Source organism: Streptococcus tangpeifui (assembly GCF_011038795.1).
Classification (GTDB): domain Bacteria; phylum Bacillota; class Bacilli; order Lactobacillales; family Streptococcaceae; genus Streptococcus; species Streptococcus tangpeifui.
In genome coordinates this window covers 258,086-276,143 of the sequence record NZ_JAAKDU010000001.1, presented here as the reverse complement: position 1 = coordinate 276,143, position 18,058 = coordinate 258,086, and the positions used below count along the sequence as shown (strand labels likewise).

Annotated in this window: 13 protein-coding genes and 1 pseudogene; 3 read left to right on the top strand and 11 right to left on the bottom strand. The window is 41.3% G+C overall.

Annotated elements, in window-relative coordinates; all coding sequences use genetic code 11:
* Positions 1 to 37: 37 nt before the first annotated feature.
* Both G7Y32_RS01265 and cdaA read right to left on the bottom strand, forming a co-directional pair.
* Positions 38 to 1,027: pseudogene (locus G7Y32_RS01265) on the bottom strand (CdaR family protein).
* Positions 1,017 to 1,874 (bottom strand): diadenylate cyclase CdaA, encoded by an 858-nt coding sequence (gene cdaA / locus G7Y32_RS01260; RefSeq protein WP_165209530.1) that lies wholly within the window; start codon positions 1,872 to 1,874, stop codon positions 1,017 to 1,019. Before cdaA ends, G7Y32_RS01265 begins: the two are co-directional and overlap by 11 nt.
* Before the next feature lie 287 nt (positions 1,875 to 2,161).
* Here cdaA and G7Y32_RS01255 point away from each other — a divergent pair, with 287 nt between their 5' ends.
* The 3 genes from G7Y32_RS01255 (at position 2,162) to gatD (ending at position 5,476) form a co-directional block, all read left to right on the top strand.
* Positions 2,162 to 2,392: a GlsB/YeaQ/YmgE family stress response membrane protein gene (locus tag G7Y32_RS01255; RefSeq protein ID WP_004225329.1), complete on the top strand. Its 231-nt coding sequence runs from the start codon at positions 2,162 to 2,164 to the stop codon at positions 2,390 to 2,392.
* Between the two features lie 952 nt (positions 2,393 to 3,344).
* The gene (gene murT, locus G7Y32_RS01250; RefSeq protein ID WP_165209527.1) at positions 3,345 to 4,688 is read left to right on the top strand and encodes a lipid II isoglutaminyl synthase subunit MurT; all 1,344 of its coding nucleotides are present in this window, start codon (positions 3,345 to 3,347) and stop codon (positions 4,686 to 4,688) included.
* Positions 4,688 to 5,476: a lipid II isoglutaminyl synthase subunit GatD gene (gatD, locus tag G7Y32_RS01245; RefSeq protein ID WP_165209524.1), complete on the top strand. Its 789-nt coding sequence runs from the start codon at positions 4,688 to 4,690 to the stop codon at positions 5,474 to 5,476. The genes murT and gatD overlap by 1 nt, the downstream gene beginning before the upstream one ends.
* Before the next feature lie 188 nt (positions 5,477 to 5,664).
* Here gatD and G7Y32_RS01240 read toward each other — a convergent pair whose 3' ends face one another.
* The 9 genes from G7Y32_RS01240 to G7Y32_RS01200 all read right to left on the bottom strand — a co-directional run bounded on the left by G7Y32_RS01240 (position 5,665) and on the right by G7Y32_RS01200 (position 18,032).
* Positions 5,665 to 7,578, bottom strand: a complete 1,914-nt coding sequence (locus G7Y32_RS01240) for a GbpC/Spa domain-containing protein (protein WP_165209521.1) — start codon at positions 7,576 to 7,578, stop codon at positions 5,665 to 5,667.
* Between the two features lie 322 nt (positions 7,579 to 7,900).
* Positions 7,901 to 8,134 carry a hypothetical protein gene (locus G7Y32_RS01235; protein ID WP_165209518.1) on the bottom strand — a complete coding sequence of 78 codons (234 nt, stop codon included), beginning with the start codon at positions 8,132 to 8,134 and terminating at the stop codon, positions 7,901 to 7,903.
* Between the two features lie 382 nt (positions 8,135 to 8,516).
* Positions 8,517 to 9,131, bottom strand: coding sequence for an SGNH/GDSL hydrolase family protein (locus tag G7Y32_RS01230; RefSeq protein WP_241154183.1), 615 nt, complete (start codon positions 9,129 to 9,131; stop codon positions 8,517 to 8,519).
* 237 nt (positions 9,132 to 9,368) lie between these two features.
* On the bottom strand, positions 9,369 to 11,216 hold the full coding sequence (locus G7Y32_RS01225) for a GbpC/Spa domain-containing protein (protein ID WP_165209515.1): 1,848 nt from the start codon (positions 11,214 to 11,216) through the stop codon (positions 9,369 to 9,371).
* Between the two features lie 199 nt (positions 11,217 to 11,415).
* On the bottom strand, positions 11,416 to 12,405 hold the full coding sequence (gene lplA, locus G7Y32_RS01220) for a lipoate--protein ligase (protein WP_165209512.1): 990 nt from the start codon (positions 12,403 to 12,405) through the stop codon (positions 11,416 to 11,418).
* A 130-nt stretch (positions 12,406 to 12,535) separates the two neighbouring features.
* Positions 12,536 to 14,302, bottom strand: a complete 1,767-nt coding sequence (gene lpdA, locus G7Y32_RS01215; RefSeq protein WP_165209509.1) for a dihydrolipoyl dehydrogenase — start codon at positions 14,300 to 14,302, stop codon at positions 12,536 to 12,538.
* Positions 14,303 to 14,498: 196 nt separating this feature from the next.
* Positions 14,499 to 15,941, bottom strand: coding sequence for a dihydrolipoamide acetyltransferase (locus G7Y32_RS01210; RefSeq protein WP_165209506.1), 1,443 nt, complete (start codon positions 15,939 to 15,941; stop codon positions 14,499 to 14,501).
* Positions 15,942 to 16,017: 76 nt separating this feature from the next.
* On the bottom strand, positions 16,018 to 17,016 hold the full coding sequence (locus tag G7Y32_RS01205) for an alpha-ketoacid dehydrogenase subunit beta (protein ID WP_165209503.1): 999 nt from the start codon (positions 17,014 to 17,016) through the stop codon (positions 16,018 to 16,020).
* Positions 17,017 to 17,063: 47 nt separating this feature from the next.
* Positions 17,064 to 18,032 (bottom strand): thiamine pyrophosphate-dependent dehydrogenase E1 component subunit alpha, encoded by a 969-nt coding sequence (locus G7Y32_RS01200; RefSeq protein WP_165209500.1) that lies wholly within the window; start codon positions 18,030 to 18,032, stop codon positions 17,064 to 17,066.
* Between the last annotated feature and the right edge of the window lie 26 nt (positions 18,033 to 18,058).

Genomic DNA, 18,058 nt, shown 5'->3' with positions numbered 1-18,058 from the left:
TAAGCACTTTCCTCCATTCCTAATCTTGCAATTTTTCTTAGTTCTTTGTGGTGATCAACTTGACATCAATCTCAGGTGGATCAACTGTTGCACCATTCGCCGATAATTTGATCTTTTTTGTAGTTTCGGTCACATTAGAAATCCCCCAAACAGCCGTTAGTTCACTAATATTATTAAGACTGACTGGATTGCCATGCACCAGAACCATCGAGCGATCAAGGGAATAACTGATATTAGATAAGGCATTACTCATATTCCTGAAAATTTGACTTTAATGAACATTGGGAACCTTCTTTGTCAGAAGAACAACCTCCACAGAGAGGTCAGCTGTCTCTGGCGAAATTGTAGCCCCTAAAACATTGCCATTACTATCAACCGCTTGTAGGTTGACCTTACCGTCATAATCCTCAGTCAAAGCTGGCTCATCATCAGGCAGAGTTGCTCTGATATGGTCAATCTGAGCAATTGTTGCTTCATTACTAGTCACCTTAGCCTCATCAATGTCTAAATTTGTTGATCTTACTGCATAGCCCTTGGCTACCTGATCATCAGAAATTTCTGTTTTGACCGCAAAAGTCTTACTTTCCTTTTTACCAATGGTAACTGTCGCAGTATTCGGCGAAATCTTAGCCGTCATACCAGCCGGCAAGTTATGAACATCCAGTTGTACCTTGGACGTCCCTTCTTTTAGATTAGTCAAATCTGCAGTTACCTGAAAATTGCGAGTTGACTTATTAGTTTCTGTTGTCAGATTAACTCGATTAGATGAACTCAACGTCACCGTGACTGTTGAAGCATAGCCAGAAATGTAGTACTCATTGCTGTCATACTTAAAGTTGATAGGAACATTTTCAACAGTATCACTAAAATTAGACGAATTAACTCCGCTCGAATTTCCCTTGTTGATACCATCGCCACTGACTACAGTCATAAAGATTAGAATAGCTAAAAATAGAGAGAATATTCCAGTACCAACCTGTCGGATTAATCGGCGCCTTTGATGCCAGCGCAATCTCTTATTTTTCATGGCGACGACCTCCTCTTAACTGGTCTAGGAGATTTGTTTTTTTAGGCTCAGCCTTGATCAGTTTATCCCGCAAAAAATCTTCTAAATCATCCCGACTTAAATCGTGAAGGAATTCTCCCTTATAGGTCACCGATAGACCACCTGTTTCTTCAGAAACAACCAGAGTTAACGAATCGGAGTTTTCCGACAAACCAATGGCAGCCCGGTGGCGGGTTCCAAATTCTTTAGAAATATTACCAGATTCAGAGAGAGGCAAGTAAGAACAAGCTGTCGCAATCTTATTTCCTTGAATAATAACAGCACCATCGTGCAGCGGTGTATTAGGGATGAAAATATTAATCAGCAGTTGACTGGTCACATTAGCATCCAGAACAATACCAGTTGCAATATATTCCTGCAAGGTCTGTGTCCCTTCGATCGCAATTAAAGCCCCAATTTTTCGCGGACTCATATAGGCTACAGCCTTCATCAGAGCATCAACTAAGCGCTCATCTTCCGTCATATTATTCGTTTGAATAAAAGCCTGAGGTGTTCGTCCAAACTTCTCCAACCCCGTCCGAATTTCCGGTGCAAAGATAACAACCGCTGCAATAACTCCATAAGTGATAATCTGATTCATCAGGTAAGTAACCATCGTCAGACCGATAATCTGCGCTAAAAAACGCAAAAGAACAAAGAGGACAACGCCTTGAACGAGTGACATAATTTTCGTTCCGGCCAGAGCATTGATAAACTTATAGATGAGATAGGCAACGATTAAAATATCTAGGATATTGACAACAACAGCCCAAGGGGAATCAAAGATGGACCGCCAAAAGTCAGGATCTAAATTGATTAAATCGTTCATGAATTCCTCTCTTCTTATTTTTCTACTGTAAAAATCAGCACCTTTTATTATAGCATTTTTTAATAGGTTTTTCCTTATCATTCTGATAAAGAGAAGAGCCGAGTTTTAATAATCAATGCTCTCCAAAATTCTACCTTTTAGGAAATTTAATTCTGTAGGTCAGAATTTCCTCTATATTACTAAGAATATGGAGAGCTCCAATTTATCCTAATCTGAGGCTAGGCTTTGTCAAACATCAGAAAATTAGTTACAATAGCAACAAATTAATTCACTAAAAAGGAGAAATTATGCTAGGTTCAATTATCGTTGGAGCAATTATCGGAATGCTGGCCGGAGCTATTACAAAAAAGAGCGATTCTATGGGCTGTTTAGCCAATATCATTGCTGGCTTGATTGGATCCTTTGTCGGGCAGTCTCTCTTTGGCTACTGGGGACCATCGCTGGCTGGTATGGCTCTGATTCCCTCCATTGCTGGGGCAGTTATCGTCATTGCCGTTGTTTCCTTTTTCTTGGATTAAATAAACAAAAGTGGTCTAACACATAATCAGCTCCATTTTAAAGTTGTATAAAAGAATAGCCAGAGTGCGCTCTACTCTAACAAAACAGTGATAACTAGCTTCCCTATTTTATGTTTTTGTGAATGATAGCGAGGCTGAACCAAAAGTTCCTCTGTGTGTTAACTATTCCGCAGTCATTGAGAAGGGGATTACTCCAAAAACTGAAATTTCTGGTTCATATTTCCACAACCGCACAGTTGACTGACTTTCGGCTTTGGCTTTATGACAAAAGGAAAACCAGCTAATCACTGCGCGTCAAGAGCTTATTCCAAAACGGAAATACTGGACAAGTTTTTACCTGTCCTCATCAACCACTGCATCAATCTAGTAAATCTAAAACCACGCTAACGAGTCTGGACTTTGGTCCCAGACTTACCTACCATGCAAGTGATAATTAATAGTTGAACGCGCCTGCAGTGCTGTGAAATTAGATCCCTAGCTGTTGTTCTTACAAATATGGCAACTGAAAGCAGAAAATCTCTTAGGTGTTTTATCACCTGCGGTGATCTTCCCAAATCCCTTTGCACTGCTTAACGGCTTTGTATCTTGATAAAACTGTACGAAGATAGGAGCGATATCTCAGTGGTGGTGTTTGGCAGTCCAGAGATAGACTGCCACCCAAGCCTACCGATTTAAAATTGGGAGAAAAATCAAAACTGCCATGAAATAGTGATTGACCAATTTTTGTCCTACTCTCAAGGATTTAACAGCAGAGGAAGCAGAAAATTATCTAACACTTCCTTACCTCGCTTTCTTATTTCTATGCTCGGGAAAAAATAGTCCACTGGACTTGCCTCGCTTTCTTATTTCCATGCTCGGGAAAAAATAGTCCACTGGACTTGCCTCGCTTTCTTATTTCCATGCTCGGGAAAAAATAGTCCACTGGACTATTTTTTTATGATAAAATATTCTTATGAAATTACAAACATTACTAGGGATTACGGCGGGAAAGTCAGCACATTTCATGCTCAGTAAGATGGGACGAGGGTCAACCCTGCCTGGTAAACTAGCCCTAAAATTTGATAAGGATATTTTAGATAGTATTGCTAAGGACTACGAAATCGTGGTCATAACAGGAACTAATGGCAAAACTTTAACAACCGCCTTAACTGTCGGTATTCTTAAAGAGGCCTTTGGGGAAGTTGTAACCAATCCGAGTGGTGCTAACATGATTACTGGCATCACATCAACCTTTTTGACAGCCAAGAAAGCCAAGTCTGGCAAGAAAATTGCAGTACTGGAAATTGACGAAGCCAGTCTGCCAAAAATCACAGATTACCTCACTCCTAGTCTCTTTGTTTTTACAAATATCTTTCGCGACCAAATGGATCGCTACGGAGAGATTTACACAACCTACCAGATGATTTTAGATGGGGCTGCCAAAGCTCCTCAGGCCACTATTTTGGCCAATGGGGACAGCCCTCTCTTTCATTCCAAAAAGGTTGTCAACCCTGTGCAATTCTACGGTTTTGCTACAGACAAAGAGGAGACTAAACAGGCTCACTATAACACTGAAGGCATTCTCTGCCCCAAGTGTCAGCATATTTTGGAATACCGTCTCAATACCTATGCCAATTTAGGAGACTATATCTGCCCTAACTGTGGCTTTGAACGGCCAAAATTAGACTATGCGCTTACGAAGTTAACTGAAATCACCAATACGACCTCTAAGTTCATCATTGATGGTCAAGCTTATAAAATCAATGTTGGCGGCCTCTACAATATCTACAATGCTCTAGCTGCTGTGGCTGTAGCCGAATTCTTTGGTGTGGAACCAAGTCAAATCAAGGCTGGCTTCGATAAAAGCCGTGCAGTCTTTGGGCGTCAAGAAACTTTTAAAATCGGTGATAAGTCCTGTACTTTGGTCCTGATTAAGAACCCTGTTGGTGCCAGTCAGGCCCTAGATATGATTAAGTTAGCCCCTTATCCTTTCAGTCTCTCTGTTCTGCTCAATGCCAATTATGCTGATGGTATTGATACCAGCTGGATTTGGGATGCTAATTTCGAGTCTATCCTAGACATGAATATTCCAGAAATCAATGCCGGTGGTGTCCGTCACTCTGAAATTGCCAGACGTTTACGGGTCACCGGTTATCCCGAAGACAAAATTACCCAAGCTGAGAGTCTCAAGGACATCATGACCTTGATTAAACAGCAGGATGAAGAGCATGCCTACATTCTAGCCACCTACACAGCCATGCTGGAATTCAGAGACATTTTGGCCAGCCAACATGCTGTTGGAAAGGAGATGCATTAATGGTTTATACTTCCTTACAGTCTCCTAGTCATCGAGATTATGATTTTGAGCTTCATATTGCCCACCTCTATGGCAACCTCATGAATACTTACGGCGATAACGGCAATATCCTTATGCTCAAATACGTGGCTGAAAAGTTGGGAGCCCAGATCTCTGTTGATATCGTCTCCTTGGATGACGACTTTGATGACAGCTACTACGATCTAGTCTTCTTTGGTGGCGGTCAGGACTATGAACAATCTATTGTCGCCAAAAATCTCCCTCGCATTAAGAACTCTATTGGACATTATATCGAAAATGACGGGGTTCTCCTAGCCATCTGTGGTGGCTTCCAATTACTAGGTCAATACTATGTTCAAGCTAATGGCGAAAAAATCGACGGCATCGGTGTCATGGGCCACTATACCCTCAATCAAGAAAACAATCGCTATATCGGTGACATCAAGATTCACAATGAGGAATTTGATGAAACCTATTATGGCTTTGAGAATCATCAAGGTCGTACCTTCCTTGCCGATAATGAAAAGCCTTTAGGCGTCTGCCTCTACGGTAATGGTAACAACAAAGAAGACGGCACCGAGGGGGTCCACTACAAAAATGTCTTTGGTTCTTACTTCCATGGCCCAATCCTTTCTCGCAATGCTAACCTAGCCTATCGCTTAGTTACAACAGCGCTACGAAACAAATACGGTCAAGACATCAAGCTGGCCAGCTACGATGACATCTTATCCCAAGAAGTCCCCGAAGAATACGCAGACGTTAAGAGCAAGGCTGAGTTCGAAAAATAAGACCAGACCACTGCCACTATTTTTGAATTTAGATGTTAAGAAAGCCCAAGAACTTGCTGGGCTTTTGTTGTGCCATTAAGTGCCTATTAAAATTGTTCTGAAAACATGCAAAAACTTCCACCTTTTATGAGATGGAAGTTTTATAATCTTAACGTAAGACGTCCTCTACTACTTCTTATTAGGCCTACTTAGTCTTCATGTTCATCCATTTTACGGCTACCAAGTAAAGTAAGAGCTGCATAGAGAACAATACCAACACCAAATGCTGCAAGACCATAACCATTTGAATCACCCGTTTGTGGAAGAGCTGCTTGTTTTTGAACTGAACCAGCAACAGATTTTGGTTCAGCCATCTTCACCGGGATTGGAGTGGTTGGTGTTTGTGGCTGAGGCTGCGGATCTGGTGTTTTAACAGTTGTAATTGTTGTCGGAACAATTGGAATAACCGGTATCGGATTCACTGCGGTTTTCTTGACAATATTTTTATGCCAAGTTAATTCTAAAGTTTTTGGAGCTTCAGGCTTCTTAGGATCTTCGACTGGTTCTGGTTTTTCAGGAGCTTGACCTGGATCTTTCGGCACTGAAACAACTGAGTTAGCAGAAAACCAAATGGTTGTTGGCAGGTATTGATCGTTACCTCCAGCAGTAACTGTGAATGGTTGCCCCTTATAAGTCATGGCACCAGCACCGTAGAATGCTGTTTTAGACCGTGGGGTACCATCATCATTGATAGCATCCCAACCGTTTTCACCGTCACCATTGAAGGCCGAACCATTGGTCTTGTATTGGTTATCATTTTCTGAATAGGCTGAACCATTGTGATTTTGAATAGATGACCCTGGAATTTGGATATATTCGTTATCACCCACTTCTACTGCTTCCAAGTGATTACCGTATTCAGTAATCCAGTGGTTAAGAGAAGATAAGCCCATGATAGCCTTGTTGGTACTCAAATCAACTTGTTTCCCATCAGTATCGAAGAAGGTTGGATGGATAGTGATACTAATCTTATCACCACGGCCTTCCTTCGATGTCTGTGCCCCAATAAAAATCGTCTTAGTTGGATCGTGGAAAAGTTTAGCCAAGGCATCATTATCGTTATTAGTTGTACTATTAAGTGTATAGTTAATGACAACCTTGCTCAATTTTTTGCCATCGTAGTAAGAATTTTCCAGTCCAGTGTAGGTTGCTGTTATGGTTTTTCCAACTGGAATGCGGAACCAAACATCTTCTTTACCAGTTGTTGGATTTTTGTCAGTAAATTCATCAGCATTATATTTGCCGTTAGTTTGGTACCTATCGGTATTAAATTGGTCTAAGATACCATCTGCATGGTGCTTAGCAACAGCTTCATTCGTCAAGAAGTGGCTAACACCTTCTAAAGCGATAGTAGCATTTGGTTCATTTTGGTAAATCAAACCTTGTGCCTTCTCAATACGACCAGCATCAATACCTTCAGCAAGTAGCTTTTGGTATTCTTCGTAGGCAGCTTTTTGAGCCTCATATTCCTTAAGATCTTCTTCATACTTAGCTAAAGCTTCTTGATATTTCTTTTCCAACTCTGGTTTACGATCAAGCTCACGTTGATAGTTTTCCATATCAGTTTTATATTGGTCAAGTTTCCCTTTTTGAGCTGTTAAAGCGTCTTCAATCGCCTTAGCCTGCGCTTGATTATCAGCATGTGCTGCTTCTACAGAAGGCTGTTCTTTCACGTCAGTTTCTGAAAAATTTACAGCTGGACTAACAGTAGCCACATTATCTTCGTTAAACTGAGAAACATCCGCCTTCGCTGTTTCCAAATCTTGTGAAATCACTTCTGATGTCGTGGTTGACGTTCCATCACCATTATCTTGCCTGTCAATTTCTGTAACGGTTGGATCAGTGACAGGCACTGCTTGATTGTTGCTATCAGTTTGAGCATCTTGGCTTTGACCGCCTTGAGCTTGCCCAGACTGTGCTGCCTGCTCCTGTGACACCGCTGGCTGATTCGTTTGATCGCTGCCGTTCGCGGCTTCATCAGCAAAAGCTGTATTCGTTGCAAAAACAGTAGCCAAAAGTAAACTACTAAAGAGCGTGTAGCTCTTGAATTTTTTTGTTGACATTTCATTATCCTCCCAATGATAATTAAAATTAAAAAAGTTTATTTATTCGATGAGCTCCCATAACTCATTCAACACTCTCACACATTGAATCGTTATCTCATCTTTCCTATCGTAACATTCAGTAATTGTTTTGTAAACTAATTTGTTTACTGAAAATATTTTATAGTAAAAATTTCTTTAATATTCAAATAATTTTTGAGTTTATTCCGCCCTACTGAGCTTTATCTTCTTCCCATTGCTATTGTCTGTATCTGTCACTCCATCAAAGTTGCAGTAAAATAAAAAACCAGTCCCAAACTGAACCGGCTTTCAAAACAAAAATTTAGAAATTGTGCTTTTTCATCTTAGCTTCAAAGATACCATTGATAATACTGGACAATTCTTGAGCCAAGTCATCTGGTAATTCCCCAGCTTCCTCTACCTTAGCATAAAGGTCTGGATGTTCCTGAGCAATCTTTTTTACCGTTGCCTTGGTAGCATGTCCCCGAAACATTTTAGGAATTCTTTCCATATATTCTGGTTTTACCAAAGCTAAAATTTTTTCATCCGCTGTCATATTTGATTTCCTCCCATTTCAAAAATTTACGCTTCGTTCTGACCTAGTCTACCACTTTTCTCACAAAAAAGAAATCTAAAAAACCTCCAGCCAGGAACTGAAAGCTTTAGACGCTTAAGAGTTATGCAGAAGGGGTATTCTCTTTGTATTTAAGACCTGTTAAAATAGAAACACCAAAGTAAAAGTACTAGCAGCAAACTCAAGAAATTCATGATTAGTATCACTCAAGTCAACTGGATTAGCAGCTCCATCAAAAGAAAACGATCTTAACAGATAAACAAAGAATTTCATTTCAAAAAAGGATTTTAAAAAGTGCGTTTATCCCACCTAGTAATCTTTAATGCTTACCTAATTCAAGCTATTGCTATCCTAGACTTATCCTTTAAAGGTAGGATTTCAGGGCTTTGGATAAAGCTTTGTACCCTTCTTGCGTTAAATGTAGCCCTTCTTGGGTATAAGGTTCTGCTAGTTGTCCTTGCTCATCAAGCAGAGCATCATAGACATCAACAAACTCAATTGCTGGTATGTTCAGCAGCTCTCGGTTCAAAGCTTGAATAGTCTGATTGCGCCGAATTTTAACTTTAGCTTGATAGCTTTCCGCTTCATTTATTGGCAGAACAGATAGGAGCGAGATAGGACAGCCAACAGCTTCAATTTGCATATGATGGATCAATTCTTCAATTTTTTCAGCAATAGCTGGCACATCATATCCCATACCAATATCATTGGTGCCAATCAGCAAAAAAATTCTATCGGGCTCCTGATGTCCCAAAACTTCTGGAATATGATCAGCCAGCCAATGGGCCGAAATACCAGCAATACCATGGTTAACAAAATTAAAATTATGCCCCAAATATTTTTTCAAAGGGAAAAATTCAACAATGGAATCTCCCATAAACAGGATACTGGCCTCTTTGACCTTCTCAGTCTGAAACTGATGGCACCGTTCCTCTTGATGATTAGTAAGCGCAGGATTATTTCTCGATTCAAACATCATAAGTTTAGTCTAGCAAAAAAATTAGCAATTGACCATTATAAATCAATAAATGGAAGTTAGAAGCCTTATCAGCCACCAGTTTAGCCGGTGGTTTTCTTAGAAAAGCTGGAAGCCCTAATAAAAAAAGCTCTTCTCGTGTCTAGCTATAAGTCACCGTTGACAGAGAGCCATAAAAAAGACCCACCATCCAAATGATGAGCAGATCTTTTAAGTATTTTATCAATATAGAAACTGAGCTTAGTCTTCTTTACGTTTCATACTTCCAAGAAGTGTTAAAGTAGAGAAGGCTACAATTCCAGCACCGAAGGCAGCAACACCATAGCTGTTAGCATCACCAGTTTGCGGCAGAGCTTGAGCTTTCTGCATCGTTGGAGTAGCTTGGGCACCTTGAGCAGCTGTAACAGGCTTTTCTGGCACTTTAGGAGCTGGCGAAGGTGCTGGTGACTTAGGAGGTTCCGGACTAGTAGGAGGCGTTGGTTCACCTGGTGTTGTTGGTGTTGGCGGCGTTGGTTGTCCTGGAGTTGGCATTTCAGCAACCGCCTTAACAATAGCCTTGTTATACTTAACGCTCACAGCAGATAGCTTAGGTCTCTCTGGTTCTTTTGGAGCTTCACCCGGAGCTTTAACAGCCAAGGAGTTCACAGCAAACCAGATAGCTGTTGGAACTCCAACATTGTTACCAGAAGCTGAAATGGTGAATGGCTCACCATTATAAGTCATTGCTGCGGCACCATAAGCAGATGTTTTGGTCCGTTTTTCTCCATCTGGATTGATCTTATCCCAACCGTCTTCACCGTCACTATTGAGAGCGGCACCATTAGCAACAAATTCATTATCAGATGGTGAATAAATAGCACCATCAGGATTAATCTTAACAGATGAATCTTTAAAGCCAACAAATTTATTCTCACCAATGTTAAGAACTTTCTCAACGTGATCACCGTATTCAGTTGTCCAGTGGTTGAGTGAAGACAAGCTGATAACTGAGTTGTCACCATTGATATTAATCAAATGACCATTTTCATCGTAGAACTTCACTTGCAAATCAGCAGTGATTTCCTTAGAAGGATCATCTGATGTTTGAGCACCAATAAAGATTGTCTTGGTTGGGTCATGATAAAGTTTTACAATAGCAGTGTTATCATTGCTAGTCGTACTGTTCAACTTATAAGTTGCGACAACCTTACCAATCTTAGTACCAAGGTAAGTTGCATTTTCAAGGCCAGTGTAAGTAGCCGTAACGGTATCACCAACATTCATCTTGAACCATGCATCTTCATTATTAGCGTATGGATTTTCTGATGTGAAGTCAGATCCTGGATACTTATCCGTATTAAATTGTTGAAGAATTTCATCTTGAACGTGGTTAGCTTGTGCTTCTTTAGTCACATATTGGCTAACACCGTCAATAGAAACCACTGCGTTTGGTTCATTGTTATAAATAAGTCCCTTAGCAACTGTTGCGTTTTCAGGATTTGATAGGTCTTTTACTTTAGCTTGGTAGTCATTGTAAGCCTTAACTTTTTCATCATAAGCAGCCTTATCAGCAATGTACTTTTCATTTTCTTTGTTGTAATTAGCTAATTTTTCTTTATAATCAGCAACATCTTTTTGATACTGAGTCAAAGTATTTTTAACTTCTTCAGCTTGCGCCTTATTAGCAGCATCTGCTTCTTCAACAGTATCATAAGTCTTAGTTTCACCTTGCGAAATAGTTACAGGCGGAACAACTACATTTGATTGTGTAGTATTAGCATCTTGAGCCCCATCTTTGTTGACATCACCTTTATCAGTATTGCCAGTTGATGGTTTGTTAGCTTCATTGAAGTTATTAACATCATTGACAGCTTGAGTCAACTCAGGTGAAGTAACTTCTGATGTCGTCGTTGTTTTGTTACCTTCAGTTTGTTGATCAACAACTTTAACTTGAGGTCCAGTAGTCGCAACTTGTGACGCTTGATTATCAGCTGCTGTATTAGCAGTTGTATCAGTTGCTTCATCAGCCAATACCTGTTGGCCAGCAGCGATTGAAGTTAAAACTAAACCGCTAAGAAGTGAATACTGAGTCAATTTCTTCTTTCCCATTTTAATAACCCTTCTTGATTATAGAAATTTAGCAATTGTTACAAAATTATTTTATTTGTAAAAGATTTGCTATGTCAAACAGTGTAACAAATTAGTTATTAAAAATCAATCTCAGGAGGCGTTTAAGGATATTTTATAAAAAAACTCAATATTTTCGTATTTCCAAAGTAATATTTGTTATTTTGGTGTAATTTTTCTATCAAACTACAATTGCTTTAGCGACTTCTTCAACACTCATACCAGAGAAATAGCGACTGATATCCACCGTTTTCAAGCGCTCCAAAATATCCATATATTCGTATCGGCACCCCAATAAGATATTCTCTACAGCGGCAACATCCAAGACACCAAAGAAATCACCATAAATCTTAATTCCTTTAATGATTGAATTTTCAACATTGGCAAAAGTGTTAATCTTACCGGCAGGATAACGAACATTGCGTTCAATGGTATATTCTGGTGCCTGACCATAAGTCCAATCCCATGTATTAAATTGCTCTTCGTAAGATTTTTGAATTTTAGCCAGTTCATCAGCACTGAGAACATACTCAGTCATATCAGGATACATTCCTTTCATTTTATCCAAAATTTTATCAGAAAACTCTTGAACTGTAATCTTCTCTGGCAGTTCACTTAGAATATTAGTCACGCGTGAACGCACAGATTTGACTCCCTTAGATTCAATCTTATCTTTACTAACTTTCAAAGCATTACCTAAGACGGTCATATCCACATCAAATAGTAGACAGCCATGGTGCATCATCCGCCCCTTATAGTAAGCTTGGGCATTCCCGCAAATTTTCTTACCATCAATTTCTAAATCATTACGGCCAGAAAACTCTGCTGTAACCCCCAGATCAGCTAATGTTGCAATCACAGGCTCCGAAAAGGTTTTAAAATCAAAAGCCCCTTCATCAGACTTATTAGAAATAATGGTGTAATTGAGATTGTTAAGATCATGGTAGACAGCACCACCACCAGATAAACGACGAACAACATGGATACCATGCGCATCCGTATATTCTTTATTGATCTCCTGAATAGCGTTTTGGTGCCTACCGATGATAATAGCTGGCTCATTAATCCAGAGAATAAAGATTTCATCTTCATCGACTAATTCTCGAAAGGCATACGCTTCCAAGGCAACATTGTAGGCAGGATTGTTAGACTTATTGACGATATATTTCATGTAGTAACTCCTCATATCTCATTCAAATTTTGTTAATATTACGATTTAACAAGATTTTCAAAACAAAAGAGTTCAGATCAACCAGAACTCTTTCTTCCTTTATTATACATAAATGAGCAGAATCAGCATATTATTTGCGTTTCGGTGGATTATGGATGGCTTCTCCAAGCACATCAGCAAAGGCTTCGTAAAGTACCTCAGAGAAGGTTGGATGTCCATGAATAGACTGGAGCAATTCATCAACGGTCAGTTCATTCTCCATAATAGTCGAAGCTTCATTAATCATTTCAGCAGCAGACGGACCGATAATATGAACACCAAGAATTTCATGATACTTGGTATCGGCAATGACTTTTACAAAACCTTGAGCTTCATTTGACGCAATAGCACGACCATTGCCAGTAAAGCTAGCCTTGCCGACCAAAATGTTGCCATACTGTTGACGGGCATCTTCTTCTGTGATACCACACATGGCCACTTCCGGATGAGTATAAACGGCAGCCGGTGTATAATCAAGATGAGCCTTACGGACATTACCCCAAATAGCATTTTCAGCAGCAATCTCACCCATGCGGTAGGCAGCATGGGCCAACATCTTGATACCATTAACATCGCCCGGTGCGTAAATTCCAGAAATAGAAGTTTCTTGGTAATCATTAACCTTGATACGACCATGCTCCATTTCCAAATTAAGTTTTTCCAAACCTTTTAACTGTGGTACTCGGCCGATAGATAGAAGAGCCTTTTCAGCAACTACTGCTTCGCCATTATTAAGTTTAAGCGTCAGTTGATTGTTGGCCTCAACAATTTCAGAGACACCGACCTGTGTCTTAATTGTCATCCCTTTCTTCGTCAGGATTTTTTCTAGTTCCTTCGATACTTCTTTATCCATAGCAGGAATGATACGATCAGCCATCTCAATAACAGTAACTTCAACACCATAAGAGGCCCATACTAAACCTAGCTCAATACCAACAACGCCACCACCCATCACAGCTAGCGACTTAGGCATTTCACGCAGGTCTAAAATGTCATCAGAAGTCAATACTAATGAAGAATTAATACCCGGAATATTAATACGAGAGACTGTTGAACCCGTTGCCAAGATGATACTGCGACCCTTAATTGTCTCAGAGCCAATTGTCACGGTCTTATCGGGATTTACTGTGGCAAAACCATTGAACATGGTAACCTTATTAGCCTTGAGGAGACCGCGAACACCACTAGTCAATGTTTTAACCACTGAGTTCTTAAAGTCAACAGTCTTGTCCATATCAATGCTGTAGTTAGTTGATGCGAGATTAATGCCGCGGCCTGCAGCAATCTTTAGACCATCCAAAATTTCTGCATTTTTCAGATAGGTCTTGGTCGGGATACAGCCTTTGTTGAGGCAGACACCGCCATACTCTGCTTTTTCAACGATAGCGATCTTTCCGCCTAGCTGAGCACCACGAATAGCGGCATAGTAACCAGCAGGACCGCCGCCGACCACAACAATATCATACTCATCATCAGCTAGGGCTGCAGGGGTTGGTACAGCATCAGGAACCGGAGCCTTAGGAACTTGCAGACCTGCGGCTTCTAAATTAGCAGTCGCTTCTTCGACAACTGGCTCTGGAGAAGCAGGGGCTGACGCAGTACCAGTATCCACAACTTCACCTTCCGCACCAATATAACCAATAACTTCGGTCACTGGTACTGTTTCACCAGCTTGATGGACAATTTTAACCAAGATACCAGAGTCTTCCGCTTCGATTTCCATATTGGTTTTATCGGACATGATTTCAAGGAGGATATCCCCTTCTTGGACGGTGTCTCCTTCTTGTTTTTTCCACTCGATGATTTCGCCTTCAGACATATCAACACCGAGCTTGGGCATAATAATTTCTACTGCCATATTTAAGATACCAAGAGCGAAAAGAAAGCAACTGAATCTAGGAAATCGTAGAAAATCCTGATTTTCCAAACGACTGGTCTTTTGTCCGAGCTTCCCGCTCGAGTTCAGTTTCCTCTTTCTCTCGCTCTACATCCTTTCTTTATTGTGATTTTGTTTAAAAATTCTTCTACTGATAGCCTATCTCGTTATTTCGCCGTCAAATCAACAATTCCATTGGGTTTTCAAGGATGTGCTTGAGGTCAACCATGAATTTAGCGCCATTCATACCATCGACAATCCGGTGGTCAATGGTCAAGCAGAGCTGCATGATTGGACGGATAACAATCTCACCATCAACGACAACAGGTGTCTGCACTGTTGCTGCCACACCCAAAATAGCTGAGTTTGGCTGGTTGATGATTGGGTTAAAAGACTTGGTTCCAAACATTCCCAAATTAGTAATAGAGAAGGTTGAACCAGACATCTCGGCCGCCTTAAGCTTACCATCCTGAGCCTTCTTGATAACATCTTTTGAAGCGACGACAAATTCAGACAGACTCATCCTGTCAGCACCATGAACGACTGGTACTACAAGACCATCATCTAAACCAACTGCGATGCCTAAGTTGACAAAACGGTGCAGCTCGATATCCTTGACATCATTAATCAGAGAAGCATTGAGGTATTTGTGCTCTGGTTTCATTAGAGTACGAACAACAGCTAAACCAATCAGGTCGGTAAAAGTTACTTTTTGCCCAGTTTTTTCCATGATTGGGTCGATGACTTGCTTACGAAGCGCCATAAGGTTGGTCATGTCAATATCGTAATTAAGTGTAAAGGTTGGTGCTGTCAGATAAGAATTTGTCATACCCTTAGCGATAGCCTTTCGCATCGCAGACATTGGCTTAATGTCAACACCTTCTGGAAGACTTGCTTTAGCTTTAAGTACCTCGGAAGTCGGCGTAGCTGCTTGAGCCGGCGCTGTCACTTGGCTAGCAGCTAAAATATCTTTCTTAGTCACCTTACCAAAGATTCCTGTACCCGAAATGCTTGTCAAGTCTACACCTAGATCAGCTGCCATCTTACGAGCTAAAGGTGTTACCTTAGGCTGAGTACCCTTGAAGTTCTCAACATCGTCCTTATGGACACGGCCATGAGGACCAGTTCCAGGTACTTGTCCAAGATCAATTCCTTGCTCGGCTGCCAATTTACGGGCTGCCGGGGTTGCACGAACTTTACCAGAACCCTGCGGTTTGGCGGTAGGAGTAGAACCAGCTTGCACTTGCGGAGCCGACTCTTGAACCGGCACTTTTGCTTGAGTTTCAGTCGCTTGCGGCACTTCTTGAGGAACTGTCATCGATGCTGTTTTTTGAACAGCAGCTGAGACTGATTGACTAGCTGAACTAGCCTCTATCACTTCCCCAGCCTCACCGATATACCCGATAACTTGGGTAACGGGTACAGTATCACCAGCAGGGTGGACAATTTTGACTAAGACACCAGAGTCTTCGGCTTCAATTTCCATATTGGTCTTATCCGACATAATTTCAAGAAGGATATCGCCTTCAGCAACAGTATCACCCTCTTGTTTTTTCCACTCGATGATTTCGCCTTCAGACATATCAACACCGAGCTTGGGCATAATAATTTCTACTGCCATAATCTATTTTTTGCAAGCACGACGCTTTCTGAGCTGGCTTGCTACCATCCTTTCTAATGCTGTTAGAGTGATGTTCTTAATTTCCGTTATTTGCCATTTTGATCATTGCAGCCTTAATTTTCTCGACATCTGGCAAGATGGCTTGTTCCAAAACACGCGCATAAGGAACTGGCACATCTTCGCTGGCCAAACGTACGATTGGATGATCAAGGTAATCGAAGGCTTCACTCTCAGTAATCATAGCTGCGATTTCACCGATAAAGCCGCCTGTCTTGTAGGCATCATTGACCAGCATAACCTTACCCGTTTTCTTAACCGAATTAATAATCAGTTCTTTATCAAGTGGCACGAGAGTGCGAGGGTCAACAACTTCAACATTGATACCTTGTGCTGCTACTTCGTCAGCGGCCTGCAGGACACGCTCAAGCATGCGACCGTAGGTCACAACAGTCAGGTCAGTTCCTTGGCGCTTGATCTCTCCCTTTCCCAGCGGAATGTAAAAATCAGGGTCGAGATTAACCTCTTCTTTTTTACCGTAGAGGGCCTTTGGTTCCATGAAGACAACAATGTTATTGTCTTGAATGGCTGACTTGAGGAGGCCCTTGGCTTCATTGGCGTTGCCAGGGGCAACCACCTTGATGCCTGGAATGTGGGTCAACCAAGCCTCCAGAGATTGCGAGTGCTGGGCTGCTGAACCGATACCAGAACCCGATGCCACGCGGAAAGTGACAGGGGTCTTGAGACCACCACCAAACATATAGTTATTCTTAGCACCATTATTGACAATCGCATCAAGGGCGATCGTCAAGAAATCCATAAAAGTGATATCCACGATAGGACGCAGTCCTGTGATAGCGGCCCCAATAGCTGATCCAGCAATAGCAGCTTCTGAGATTGGCGTATCTTTGATGCGTTTGGGGCCAAACTCGTCGTACATACCAACTGAGGTACCAAAGTCACCGCCGTAGATACCGACATCTTCACCCATTAAAAAAATTTTTTCATCTTTACGCATTTCCTCTGTCATTGCGAGGTTTACAGCTTCGCGCAAGGCCATAGTTTTTGTTTCTGTCATTGTGTTCTCCATTAATCTATCAACTACATTCGAAAAATGATTACAACTTAATCTACCCAGACGTCTTCAAAAGCTACTGAAAGCTCTGGATCCGGACTATTTTGAGCAAATTCATAAGCATCGGCAATTTCTTTAACCGCTTGCTCATGGATAGTATCCAGCTCTTCTGCTGTGATATCTGTTTCTTTAGCCGCAAAGTCACGGAATTTCAAAAGCGGGTCTTTCGCCTTCCAGCTATCTACTTCTTCCTTGCTGCGATACTTACCAGCATCGGCTGTTGAATGGCCGAACCAGCGGTAAGACTCAACCTCTATAATAGCTGGGCCATTGCCCCCACGGACATAGTCGACAACTTCTTTCATCTTGTCATAGACAGCCATGACATCATTACCGTCTTCGACATAGTAACCTGGGATACCATAAGCTTCTGCACGGGTATAGAGGTGAGGGGTGTTTGTCGCCTTGTTGATATCCATTGAGATGCCATAGCGATTATTGATGATGAAGAAGATAACCGGGAGCTTCCAGGTTGCTGCCATATTGACAGACTCATGGAAAGACCCTTCATTGGTCGCTCCATCACCAGAAAAAGCTACGACGATATTGTTAGTGTCATTGTACTGTTGGGTAAGGGCTGCACCGACTGCGAGCGCATAACCACCGCCAACAATACCATTGGTTCCATAGTTACCCTTTTCAAAGTCAGCCAAGTGCATAGAACCTCCGCGACCCTTTGAAACACCTGTAGCCTTACCGGCCAACTCAGCCATCATACCATTGAGGTCCATATCCTTAGCGATAGACTGACCATGACCACGGTGGTTTGAGAAAATAATATCGTCGTAAGTCAGATGAGCAATAGCACCCACACTGGCTGCTTCTTCACCCACTGAGAAGTGGGTCATCCCTTGAACAAAGCCACGACGAACTAATTTATTAATACGCGTATCGAACTCACGAATGCGTTCCATTTTCAAGTACAAGTCTAATAACTGTTCTTTAGAAAGTTGTGTCATAACGACCTCCCATAATCCTTTATAAG